The sequence below is a fragment of the Pseudoalteromonas sp. SWYJ118 genome, assembly GCF_015864505.1.
In the GTDB taxonomy this organism is placed as follows: Bacteria; Pseudomonadota; Gammaproteobacteria; order Enterobacterales; family Alteromonadaceae; genus Pseudoalteromonas; species Pseudoalteromonas arctica.
This window is the reverse complement of the sequence record NZ_JADYXC010000043.1, coordinates 1-11857: the sequence shown is the minus strand read 5'-3', so window position 1 is coordinate 11857 and position 11857 is coordinate 1. Positions and strand designations below refer to the sequence as shown.

Annotated in this window: 10 protein-coding genes; 2 read left to right on the top strand and 8 right to left on the bottom strand. The window is 36.9% G+C overall.

The annotated features are described in order from the left end of the window. Positions 1 to 155: 155 nt before the first annotated feature. The 8 genes from I6F48_RS20660 to I6F48_RS20625 all read right to left on the bottom strand — a co-directional run bounded on the left by I6F48_RS20660 (position 156) and on the right by I6F48_RS20625 (position 9028). Positions 156 to 686 (bottom strand): redoxin domain-containing protein, encoded by a 531-nt coding sequence (locus I6F48_RS20660; RefSeq protein WP_197120220.1) that lies wholly within the window; start codon positions 684 to 686, stop codon positions 156 to 158. Positions 687 to 799: 113 nt separating this feature from the next. Continuing rightward, a complete protein-coding gene (locus tag I6F48_RS20655) occupies positions 800 to 2197 on the bottom strand; it encodes a sigma-54-dependent transcriptional regulator (RefSeq protein ID WP_197120219.1) in 1398 nt (465 codons plus the stop codon). A gap of 9 nt (positions 2198 to 2206) precedes the next feature. After that, positions 2207 to 2581: an Hpt domain-containing protein gene (locus I6F48_RS20650; RefSeq protein WP_024591627.1), complete on the bottom strand. Its 375-nt coding sequence runs from the start codon at positions 2579 to 2581 to the stop codon at positions 2207 to 2209. 108 nt (positions 2582 to 2689) lie between these two features. Then, positions 2690 to 3502 (bottom strand): putative bifunctional diguanylate cyclase/phosphodiesterase, encoded by an 813-nt coding sequence (locus I6F48_RS20645; RefSeq protein WP_165729193.1) that lies wholly within the window; start codon positions 3500 to 3502, stop codon positions 2690 to 2692. 427 nt (positions 3503 to 3929) lie between these two features. Beyond that, the gene (locus I6F48_RS20640) at positions 3930 to 4220 is read right to left on the bottom strand and encodes a hypothetical protein (protein ID WP_007585474.1); all 291 of its coding nucleotides are present in this window, start codon (positions 4218 to 4220) and stop codon (positions 3930 to 3932) included. A gap of 336 nt (positions 4221 to 4556) precedes the next feature. After that, on the bottom strand, positions 4557 to 7367 hold the full coding sequence (locus I6F48_RS20635; protein WP_165729191.1) for a PAS domain-containing hybrid sensor histidine kinase/response regulator: 2811 nt from the start codon (positions 7365 to 7367) through the stop codon (positions 4557 to 4559). Then, entirely contained in the window at positions 7360 to 7968 is a 609-nt protein-coding gene (locus I6F48_RS20630; protein WP_197120218.1) for a cysteine hydrolase family protein, read from the bottom strand. The genes I6F48_RS20635 and I6F48_RS20630 overlap by 8 nt, the downstream gene beginning before the upstream one ends. A 22-nt stretch (positions 7969 to 7990) precedes the next feature. After that, positions 7991 to 9028: a response regulator gene (locus I6F48_RS20625; protein ID WP_165729187.1), complete on the bottom strand. Its 1038-nt coding sequence runs from the start codon at positions 9026 to 9028 to the stop codon at positions 7991 to 7993. A 257-nt stretch (positions 9029 to 9285) separates the two neighbouring features. Between I6F48_RS20625 and I6F48_RS20620 the strand changes: the two genes are divergently transcribed. Both I6F48_RS20620 and I6F48_RS20615 read left to right on the top strand, forming a co-directional pair. After that, a complete protein-coding gene (locus tag I6F48_RS20620; protein ID WP_007585470.1) occupies positions 9286 to 9549 on the top strand; it encodes a GrxA family glutaredoxin in 264 nt (87 codons plus the stop codon). A 160-nt stretch (positions 9550 to 9709) separates the two neighbouring features. Continuing rightward, positions 9710 to 11575, top strand: a complete 1866-nt coding sequence (locus I6F48_RS20615; RefSeq protein WP_007585469.1) for a DEAD/DEAH box helicase — start codon at positions 9710 to 9712, stop codon at positions 11573 to 11575. The last annotated feature ends 282 nt before the right edge of the window (positions 11576 to 11857 follow it).

The window sequence follows — 11857 nt, the reverse complement described above, 5'->3', positions numbered from 1 at the left end:
GCGCACAGGGCGTGCATCTGTGAAAGTGTTATGGCAAGGATGGCTTAAGTTACAAGCCATCCTGGAAGGCTACGATTTAGCAAAATCTCTTGAGCCAGACTTGTGATCAAGAGACAGCTAAAAAGTGCCTTGTTTGAAACCATGTAAAACGAATGTTATTTAATAAATGTGCCTCGGATCGGATAGTCGTTTTCTCTTGAAAACTTAATCCCACCTAGCAGTTGCTCTAAATCAGGACGAACAAACGGGCTGTTTGATATATCGACCATTTGAAGCTGATTTTTTTCATTAAGTACAAAAATCCCTGGCTCAGCAAATGGATGGTCAGTTTCTGCATCACTGCGAGGCTCGCTAATATGTAGCCCTAAATCTGTCATTTGCTCGATTGTTAAACCATAGTAAATTGGGAAGTTAATATCTATTTTTTCAAGATGTTTATTAAGCTGCTCATGGCTATCACCACTTACTGCAACCACTTCAACACCAGCATCTTTAAAGTCTTTATGAACTTTAGCAAGCTCGTTGAGTTGCGCAGTACATTTAGGGCAGTGCTGGCCACGATAAACAACAATCATTTTCCACGGAGAGTCACTAATTCTGTCGACTAAATCTATCTTTTTCTCATCAACATCACTCACTACTAGTGATGGCATAATATCCGCAGGTTTTAAACTAGTACTACTCATTGCGATCTCCTTTTACTGTTTCAGATTAAAAATCAATTTGCTATTACCCATAGAGCTTAGGGTAACTTTCATTAATTCAACCTGAAAAATGTAATTAAAAATCTATTACAACTTTAAGACCATCCTTTTATTTTTCTATAAATGGTGGATGCACTTACCCCTAAATAAGCAGCAGCAAGAGGAATGTTGTCTTCACAGCTTTTAATTGCATTTTCAATCGCCCTTTTTTCAACTTGCCACAAAGGCTCTATATCGTGAACAGACATAGGAGATAATTGGACACCCTGCTCGTTTATATTGTGAATTGACTTAGTTGAACTTGAATGCTTTACAGCGCCTAATCCAAATGAGTTTGGTAGCATGTCCTTTTCAATTATATCTCCATCATTAATAACGACTGTGTTTTCAATTACATTTTGTAGTTCGCGAATATTTCCTGGCCAATCGTAATTACAAAAAAGCGCCTTAACTTCATCAGAAAAGCCAATAAAGTACTTTGCATTACTATCACTTTTTTGTTTTAAAATATACTCAGCGAGCAGTAATATATCGTTTCCGCGCTCTCTTAAAGGAGGTAATTTTACGGGAATAACATTTAAACGATAATATAAATCTTCTCTAAAGCGCCCTTCAGCAACCTCTATTATTGGGTTTCTGTTTGTTGCACAGACTAGGCGAACATCGCTGTGTAATACTTCACTACTGCCAACTTTGCTAAATATGCCTGTTTGTAAAAAGCGTAACAATTTAGCTTGTAAGTTAAGTTCCATTTCACATAATTCGTCTAAAAATAACGTGCCGCCGTTGGCTACTTCAACTGCGCCCTTTCGATCGCTTAACGCACCACTAAACGCACCTTTAACATGACCAAAAAATTCTGATTCAAATAATTCAGCAGGGATCGCAGCACAGTTTATAGCAATAAAAGGGCCTTGGCTGCGAGGGCTCGAATCATGAAGGGTTTGTGCGCATACTTCTTTACCGGTTCCACTTTCACCTGTAATAAATACGCATGCTTTACTTCTAGCTGCGCTATCTAGCAATCTAAAAACGGTTTTCATTGCGAGAGATTCACCAACAAAATCTTGGCTTTTTTCACTGCTTTGAACCAAAGGTTGTACTTTAGCTTGCTCTTTGGGTGTTAACGCACTTTCTACTGAGCTAATAAGTCGCTGACTTGTGAAGGGTTTTTCTAAAAAATCGAAGCCACCTAAACGCATAGCTTCCACTGCAATATCAATAGAACTATTTGAGGTGATCATGACTACATTAGCAGGATTTTTTTGTTTATTTACAAATTGTAAAACTTCAAGCCCACTTATATCAGGCAAGCATACATCTTGTACTATCACCGCAGGCATTTTTTCTTTAATACCGACCAAAGCAGAATATCCATCTGCGAAATGCTTACATTCAAAACCTACTTGCTCTAGCTGACTTGCGTACAAAGCACCACTTGCGATGCTATCTTCAACAATATAAACAAGGCCTTTACCCATTATATCTGACACGGCTTTCTCCTAGATAGCTATACTCTTACTCATTATTTGATATGCATCTCGGGTTTTATCCAAGTTATGCTTAATAACAAGCGCTGCGTGCAAATTTTCTTCTGTGGTTGGTGGTGGTGAATCGTGTAACTGTGTTGCCAATGCAGCTAAAGGAGCGGCTCCATATAAGGCAGCCGAGTTTTTCAAAACATGCATTATTTCTCTAATTTTTATAATATCTGCATTACTAATTGCCGTATCTAATTGGTTAGCCATAGTAACTAATTCATCGATAAATAAGTTTACTAATCGAGCTAAAACGCTTATTCCAACATCCTTTTCAAGTTGAATTAAAACATTTAGCTCCGTAATACTTTTATCGATAAACTGCTCTGATATAGGCATAGATAACCTTTGTGTAAGTTAAAGCTTCGTACACTAATAAAATGTAAGAATTGTAGTTTAAGAGTAATTTGTTTTTTGCATTTTGCAAATCAAAATGAATATAAACAATTACAGAGCCCAGGTATCAATACTTTTTGTTAATGTTTGCGGCTTATCGAGCAAGTACCCCTGAGCAATATCACAACCAAGTTGTTCTAATATTTGTAATTGCTCATTCTCTTCAATGCCTTCTGCTACAGTTTGTAAGCCCAATCGTTGAGCCATCGCAATAATTGCGCTACATAACGTAAAGTCTTCGTTATTAGTTGCAATACCACTTACAAAACTGCGATCAATTTTTAAACCATCGATATCAAATTGACGAAGTAGACCTAAAGACGCGTACCCAGTGCCAAAATCATCAATCCACACCTTTACGCCTTCTTTATGGAAGTTTTCAAACGCCTTAGCTATTTTATCAGGACTATGAATGAGCGCTGTTTCCGTTAATTCAACTTTAATAGCTTGTGGTGGTATTTGGTGCTTTTCTAGCAAAGCCATTACTTTTGAAAACACATCACCATCTAAAATTTGTACCGGTGAAATATTTAAAGAAACAGCAATATCTGTCATACCAAAATGTCGCATCTGTTTTAAATCAGACAAACATTGCTCAAAAATCCAGTCACCTAATTCTAAAATCATTCCCGATTGCTCTACATGAGGGATAAACTCATCAGGGCCTACAATACCAAAGCGGGGTGATTGGCACCTTACTAGCGATTCAAAGCCGACCAACTTTCCCGTTCCTAATGATACGAGCGGTTGATAAACCATTTTAAAATAATTATTTTGCATTGCATCCGACATGATTCTTTCTAACTCATGCCATCTTGCGAGATTGACTGGGCTTTCTGATTCTAGGTACTTAAATGCATTCATGTTTTGCTCCGATTTTCACTCTTAGTGACTTATGTAATCAAGAGCAAGTTACAGACCATTTAGAAAGTGAATAAAACAAAAATAAAAACAGCAAATTCAAAAGGTTAAGTTTAGTTATTTGAGTATTTAAATTTTTCCATTTTATTTGCATTTTGCAATTCAATTTGCAATGCACCTAAATTAATAAATAAGAGCTTACTCAAGCCCAAACAGCACAGAGAAACCAGTTAGTAATTGTTGGCTAAAAGTAAGGATTAGTAATTGAAGATGAGTATAAAGAAAGGCTTGATAAGACTAATTTGGTTACGCACAGCTTGAATTAAAAAGCGTACACGTAATTTTAAAGCTAGGGAGAAAAAGTTAAAACGGTGATAGGAAACATAAAAAAAACGCAGGCAACAATAAATAGTTACCTGCGCAAAAGTCTCTAGTTTGAAAGAGTGTCGTTATTTTCGTTTTTAGGGGCTGTTACATGTTGTGCATAGTTAGTATTTTGCGAGTCAAACGTATTACTCATCGACTGTGCATTTTCAACATCAGCTTGTGTAAAAGTAATCGGCTGTATGTCCGTTAACGGCTCTACAGAATCGCTACCGCGTAGAACTGTAATACCTATTACTAAGGTAGCTACAAGCAAAATAGACAAAACCATGATTTCAGGTGTAAGTACCCAATTATTACTTTTAGGTTGTTGTTTGGCTTTTGTATTTGTTTGCATATTGCACCTCTTAAAAATTTAACTAAATTGTCTTGATTTGATATTTAATATGTTGCGAAAGCCGTGCCAACTAAACAAAAACAAACGAAAGATAAAATAAACAACAAAATCAAAGTATTAATAAAATTAAAAATGTAATTTAGAATCCAAAAATAATTCGTAACGTTGTATTTTTATTTTGAATTGCAATTTGCGAATCAAATTGAAAAACTATAATAAAAACACTCATTAAATACTAAACAATAAATTTAACTTACTCCTAAAATACTAGGTTAATTTCTTCGTTTATCAAGTTTTATGCAACACAAACCCACTTTTTATATTGCCCTTCATTGCTCAGCTCAGCTTCTCCCACACTTGCGCTAAACGAGAGAGCTTTAAATGTTTAGATTCAATAACCTGCTCTGGGGCATATTTATCAAGCAATAAATAAAGTGTCTCACTTACAATTGGCTTAGCTAAGTAATCATTCATCCCCGCTTCTATAAATCGCTCTTTATCACCATGAATTGCATTTGCTGTGAGCGCTATTATAGGGGTGGCTATACCTAACTTTCTGATTGCTTTGGTTGCAGAGATCCCATCTAGTATTGGCATTTGGATATCCATAAAAATAATATCAATTTTATTGTTTTTAGCCTTCGTTATTGCCTCTTGCCCATCGCTAGCAATATATACCCGACAACCTTTTTGCTCTAAAAACTGTCTTATTACTATTTGATTATTAGTATTATCTTCAGCAACCAATACATTGGTCCCATTCAACTGAGTTAACCCTGAAGAGCTTTCTAAGGCTTTTTTTTGTTCACGATTAGTAAATATAATATCTAAATGAAATAACTGCTCTTCCAATAAACTAATTGCTCGCGGTACATGCGATACTTTAAAAGGGCCATTTAACCTAAGCTCTCTGTCGTTAAGATTTTGCGGTAATAAGCTTTCACCTAGTAAGTCTAAGATAAGTAAACATGGTGAATTAAGGGAGTTATATGTATTTATACACTCGCGTGTTTGGGCTAGCATTCGAGGATCAGTTAATACAATTGCATCAGGAAAACTATCATACTCAGGGATATCTGGACATATTTCATAGTGCTCAAAAGCGATAGAAAACCGAGTGAGTGTGTGCTCCAACGCGGTTTTTAAAATTTGATTATGTCCTACAATCCATACTCTTGGCTTTTTACTTCGTGCTGCAAGCCCCTCTCGCAATATTGAGTCGGTTGTGTCTATTTTTAACGGGTAATTAACGATAAACTCACTCCCTTTATTGAGCTCAGAGTTAACCGAAATATCTCCCCCTACTACATCACAAATTTGCTTACATATCGCAAGGCCTAAGCCACTACCACCATGTTTTCGGGTAATTGAATTATCTGATTGAATAAAAGGCATAAACATACTTTCTATTTTATTTTTTGCGATTCCCATTCCAGTGTCTTTTACTGATAAATGAAGATTTAAATTATTGGCTCCAATGTAAGTACATCTAACGGTCACCGTTATTACGCCTTGTTGAGTAAACTTAATCGCATTGGCTAATAAATTAATGGCTATTTGCCTTATACGTGCATGATCACCAATTACTTGAGCGGGGACATCAGGATAAAAATCAAAAACAACCTCAAGCCCTTTTTGCAAAGCACTTTGGGTAATAATATCTATTGCTTCTTCAATACACGTATCAATACTAAATGGCTGATTATCGAGTGTTATAGCTTGTGCTTCAAAACGCGAATACGTTAATACATCGTCCAATACACTCAGTAATGCATCAGAGCTTGTTTTAATCATTTGTGTGTAACGCATTTGCTCAGAAGTTAAACCGGTATGATGCAAAATATCTGCAGAGCCAATAACGGCATTTAATGGCGTGCGAATTTCATGGCTAATATTTGCCATAAATCGGCTTTTAGATTCAGCTAATGTTTCTGCCTGATGTTTAGCTTCAAGCAATATTTGCTCGCTTTCAATACGTTCTTGTATATCAACAAGTGTTGCGGCAATAGATAACAAATCGTTTTCGTAGCCATCCACAATGGGAGTAAGTGTCATTTCAACCCAATTATTTATGCCTTGTGCATTAATCAAACGTATATCAAAGCGACGTATATCGCGCTTACCTTGTTTATAATCAAGCAAAGTGCTACTAATTTTTTCGACATCTTCTTTTGCTATAAACTTAATTATAGGTAAGCCAAGACTCTCATCTACATTGCTGTGTAAGACGCGTTGCCATGCTTGATTTATAAATAATAAATTGCCAAATGTATCAAGGCGTAGAACAATATCAGGAATATTATCTACGACAGAGTGGTAGTTATATTCTATCTCTGCCATTGCTTGTTCAGCTTTAACTCGCTGCGTAATATTAGTTTCTATAGCGATAAAATGCTTTACTTTACCTTCATCATCTCGCACTGGATTTGCATCAATAGCAACCCAATAAACGTTACCATTCTTATCGTAATTTGTGGTTTCAACTTGAAAAGGAAGCCCATTTTTTACAGCGTGAGACATAACCTTACGACTTTTTTCACATGTTTTTGGCCCTTGTAGCAATTGACCTGGGCTAGTGCCTATAACCTCATCACAGGTGTAACCTGTAAGTACTTCAAAACTATTGTTAACCCACTCAATTACGCCAAATTTATCTGTAATTATTACTAAGTTATTTGTATGGCTCGCAACAAGCGATAAGCGTTTTACATATTTTTGTTGTTGTGTGAGCAAAAATTGAGAATCTTTATGACGTTGAATGTCATAGAACGAGCCTATAAAGCCGCTTTTTTCATCATAAACTAACCTTAACTCAAACCAGTTCATGAGCCCGATGCTGCTTTTAATTTGTATTTCTACACTGGGAGCCTGCTTCCCTTCTAGTAAACAACAGCTGTATGCGACAAAATGCATAATATCATCGCAATTCATTAACTTAGTAATATTGGAGCCAATTAATGAATCGGTTGAGTAACCTAACTTCTTCTCCCAAGCTTCATTAATATAAGTAAAATTCAAATGTTTATCACACTCAAAAATACACTCATCTAAAATAGCTAATAGCTTTGCTTGACGTCGATTACTATTGGAAAGTTTTTCAACTAGTGCATATTGGATTTGAACTTGTAGCTCATCATTATTATTCATGATCTCTCCAATACTTTATAAAAGTATTACTCTGACAAACTCGTGCATAAAGAAGGGAAACCTTTTCACGGTAGAATGCTTGTTCAAAAGGAGTGCGTCTCGGTGTGCAGTCACTTAAAATAGTGGCATTAGAACCAAGTGCAACAGCAGTGCGCACAGTTGAATCAATACAGATAGAAGACACAGTACCCGCTAAAATTATATTAATGGCCCCATGTTTTTTGATGTTTTCGGCTAAACCTATATGTGTAAAAGCATTTAAACTTCTTTTCCCAAATACCACCTCTATAATATTACTAAAAAGGTCTAGCTGCTTAATGGTTTGAGCACAGTACGAACCTGCTTTAAATGCCCCCACCGCAATGACTTTTAATATACCAATCGGATTTTTAAGCTCGCTATAGTTTTGCGTAAAGTGAATGGGTGTATTAATAACTAAAGCAAATTGCTCTGCGCAGAAGGTCAATAAATAGAGTGTATTTTCCCCCACGCCAGTAATTCTTGATGACTCTTCAACCTCGTCATACAAAATGCCTTTTGGCAAAAAGTAATTGTTTTGAAAACCAATTAAAATAGGTGCTGTCTTAGAGAAATCATCCATAACTCTCTCCTTATTAATCAATTTAAGAGGCTAACTGCCAAGGTTTAATAAATTTCTCAAGTACCGCTTTTGTCACTGGCTTCTGTAAATAGTGAGTAATTCCTTTATCAAACAACTCAGCTATTTGCTCATCGCCTGTTAACCCCGTTAAAATAACTTTAGGAGTATTGTTATTAGGTGTATTTTGCCTAACTAATTGCTGCGCCACATCGCTACCAAACATTCCTGGCATACGCTCATCTAAAAGTAGCAAGTCAAATGGTTCATTTTGAGCAAGTGTTAATGCACTGGCACCATTTTCTGCACACGTTACTAAGCAGCCCAGCATTTCAAGCATTACTTTTGTAGCAATTTGGCTCGGTAAGCTGTCGTCTGCTACTAATACCGATAAACGTGTTTGTGTGTGAAATGTTGTTAAAATAGTAATTAAGTCGGTATCAAAAAATGGCCAGCCTAATATTTTTTTAGATAGTTTATGAGCTTGGCTCAGCTCGTAAATGTCGTTGATAGAGCACAGCTTTATGTATGTATTTAAGCTGTCACTATTTAATTTATCAATTAATGCGTTACCACTAAGATGGCGTAAATCCTCTAGCTGTGCAGACTCTCTAAGCGTGCTATTAAATAATTTAAAATTTAAACCAAAACGATCGTGAGTATTAGCTGACATTTTTAAACAGCTTTTGAGTAACGCTTCGCAATCAGTTAAAACGTCTACATTTTGTCTAACATCAAGCGCTAAACTAACAGACTCTTTAGTTGCTAAGAGCCCGTGAAAATCCAACGTGTTTACTTGTTCAGAATCATCAATCTGATAGTGAATACTAACTCCCTGAATATTTGCTTCGAGCGTCAATAAAAAGCACTGCTTTACTGCTGCTAGCGCCGGAGTAAGAAACGCCTCGCATTGTGCAATCATTTGCTCTGGCGGAATTTGCAAACAGACGTAGTTACATTGCAACTTGTTGATTAAGGTAATAGAGAATTTTTGACTTTGGGTTTCACAATATTTACCTATTACCCCTTGGATAATTTCTAAAACGTGACTATTAGTATTCATAAAGCATTCTCGTTAACCCAATGTATAGCTCTACATCATCAAGTTATGTGCCATAAATTAATTCTTATAAACACACTTGCATTCATAGACTTAAGTATTAGACAAACAGGGCTCTGGTTTTTCATTCGCATTTTGCAAATCATATTGCTATGCATAATATGATTTATGCTTTTATTAGAATGGTGCAATCGATTTTTTTCTCTTTAAATAATTTTTCATTCATTTAAACTGATATTAATCAAATTGAGGAGAAAGCTATGTTAACCGTAATTTTTGGCCGTGAAGGTTGTCCATTTTGTGTTCGTGCGAAAGATGTTGCTGAGCAATTATCAAATGAACGTGATGACTTTAAATTTCGTTACATCGACATAATTAAAGAAGGCATTAGTAAAGCCGACCTTGAAAAGTCAGCGGGTAAGCCTTGCCCTACTGTTCCACAAATTTTTGTAGACCAAAATCACATTGGTGGATTTACAGAATTTGAAGCTTACGCAAAAGAAAACCTAGGCTTGTATAAATAAGCTTTGTATTAAATATGTTAACCAGTTTAATAAACCCTATATTGAGCTGGTTAAATTTCGACCAACATCAAATACATACAAATTAGTTTCAATTTATACAAGCATTTTCCTCGCGAATCCTATATAATGCGCGCCTCTTTAAATTCGTTGAGGCGTATTAATGTCAGAACCAGTCACGTTTGAATCTCTAAATCTTTCTCCTGCAATTTTGAAGGCAGTTGAAGAGTTGGGTTACAAGACACCATCTGAAATCCAAGCTCAATGTATACCGTTATTGCTAGAAAGAAAGGACGTACTGGGACTAGCTCAAACGGGTACAGGTAAAACCGCAGCATTTGCACTGCCATTACTAAATAATATTGACCCGTCTGTGAAACAGCCACAGATCCTTGTACTCACACCAACACGTGAGCTTGCGATCCAAGTTGCTGAGGCATTCGAACAATATGCTAAACATGTTCGTGGTATTGAAGTATTGGCACTATATGGTGGCCAAAGCTACAGTATCCAATTAAGCGCACTTCGTCGTGGCGCTCAGGTTATTGTTGCAACTCCAGGTCGTTTAATCGATCACATTAACCGTGGCACTATCAAGTTTGATGCTCTACAAGCACTTGTACTTGATGAAGCCGATGAAATGTTACGTATGGGCTTTATCGATGATGTAGAAAGCATCATGGAAAAAACACCGCGCGAAAAGCAAACATGTCTTTTCTCTGCGACTATGCCTAAGCAAATTCAAAACATCAGCAGCAAGTATATGAACAATCCTGAACAGGTTCATATTTCTGCGCGTAACTCTACAGTATCATCTGTTGAGCAAGTGTTTTGGAATGCAAGCGTACATAAAAATAAAGCTATTGTTCGCTTCTTAGAAGCTGAACAGTATGAAGGTGCTATTGTTTTCGTACGTACGCGTAACGATACAGTACAACTTGCTGAGTTATTAGAGCGCGAAGGTTTCTCTGCTGCTCCACTTAATGGTGATATGAACCAGCAAGCACGTGAACGCACTGTAGAACGCTTAAAAAGCGGCATGCTAAATGTTGTTATTGCAACAGACGTTGCTGCTCGTGGTCTAGATGTTGACCGCTTAAGCTTAGTTATCAACTACGATATACCACAAGATTCTGAAGCCTACGTTCACCGTATCGGCCGTACAGGTCGTGCTGGTCGTACTGGTAAAGCAATTTTATTCGTAAAACATAACGAACGTTATTTACTTAAAAATATCATTCGTCATACGAAGTCTGAAATTGCACAAGTTGAATTACCAACTGCAAAAATCGTTGAAGAAAAACGTATTGAAGCGTTACAAGCAAAATTAACTATTGCGCTTGAAAACAAAGATATTACATTCTTTAACGAGATAGCTACTAACATGGCTGAAAAACTTGAACTTCCTCTTGAAAGCTTAGCGGGTGCGTTACTGTGTTTAGCACAGCAACAGTCTCCAATTAAAGTTGAAGAAGTTAAGATTCAACCTCGTGAACGTAACGAGCGTAACGATCGCAACCCACGTAGTAACGACCGCAATGATCGCGGTGGTGACCGTGGACGTCGTAACGAACGTGGCGGCGAACGTGGTGGTGAACGCGCTGAGCGTAAACCTCGCGAACGTAACAGTCGTGATGCAGGCCCTATGGATACTTACCGTATCGAAGTAGGTCGTGAACACGGTGTTCAGGTTAAGAACATTGTTGGCGCTATAGCTAACGAAGCTGACATCTCAAGCAAGTTTATTGGTGATATTCGTTTACACGACAATCACAGTACGGTTCAATTGCCGCAAAACATGCCTAAAGATGTACTTGATCATTTCCAAAAAGTGTTTATTTGTAAACGTCCTATGGGCTTAACAATTACACAAGATCAAGGCCCTGCTGAGCCACGTGCAGAACGCTCTGAGCGTCCAGCTGGTGACAAAAAGCGCACCTTTAGTAAAGATAAAGACGATAGCCAACGCGGTGATAAGCGTACTGGCCCTCGTAAAGAACGTCGCCCAGTAAGCTTCACAGCTAAATAAGCAACGACTCTTTAATAAAAAAACCTTGCCACGAAAGTGACAAGGTTTTTTTGTGTCTGGAGTTTGAAGGTAATAGATTCAAGGTGAAAGGCTTGAGCAACTCGCGTTATATTTTTAACTACATATTAAACTTGAGAAATTAACCGTAAAATATAATTTAACAGGGTAAGATTACGTAAGCTCAATAAATAAGCTGTAAAACTTTATCTGCATAATCAGTATCGAGTGCAGCTTTGAAACGCTTAGCTTTCAGACCTTTTTTACAGCTTTTTTCAAGTTTCA

What these genes read in the sequence shown, in the direction of transcription:
- I6F48_RS20615 (WP_007585469.1), top strand. Translation starts at nt 9,710, where the DNA reads ATGTCAGAACCAGTCACGTTTGAATCTCTAAATCTTTCTCCTGCAATT.
- I6F48_RS20645 (WP_165729193.1), bottom strand. Translation starts at nt 3,502, where the DNA reads ATGAATGCATTTAAGTACCTAGAATCAGAAAGCCCAGTCAATCTCGCA.
- I6F48_RS20625 (WP_165729187.1), bottom strand. Translation starts at nt 9,028, where the DNA reads ATGAATACTAATAGTCACGTTTTAGAAATTATCCAAGGGGTAATAGGT.
- I6F48_RS20660 (WP_197120220.1), bottom strand. Translation starts at nt 686, where the DNA reads ATGAGTAGTACTAGTTTAAAACCTGCGGATATTATGCCATCACTAGTA.
- I6F48_RS20630 (WP_197120218.1), bottom strand. Translation starts at nt 7,968, where the DNA reads ATGGATGATTTCTCTAAGACAGCACCTATTTTAATTGGTTTTCAAAAC.
- I6F48_RS20640 (WP_007585474.1), bottom strand. Translation starts at nt 4,220, where the DNA reads ATGCAAACAAATACAAAAGCCAAACAACAACCTAAAAGTAATAATTGG.
- I6F48_RS20635 (WP_165729191.1), bottom strand. Translation starts at nt 7,367, where the DNA reads ATGAATAATAATGATGAGCTACAAGTTCAAATCCAATATGCACTAGTT.
- I6F48_RS20650 (WP_024591627.1), bottom strand. Translation starts at nt 2,581, where the DNA reads ATGCCTATATCAGAGCAGTTTATCGATAAAAGTATTACGGAGCTAAAT.
- I6F48_RS20620 (WP_007585470.1), top strand. Translation starts at nt 9,286, where the DNA reads ATGTTAACCGTAATTTTTGGCCGTGAAGGTTGTCCATTTTGTGTTCGT.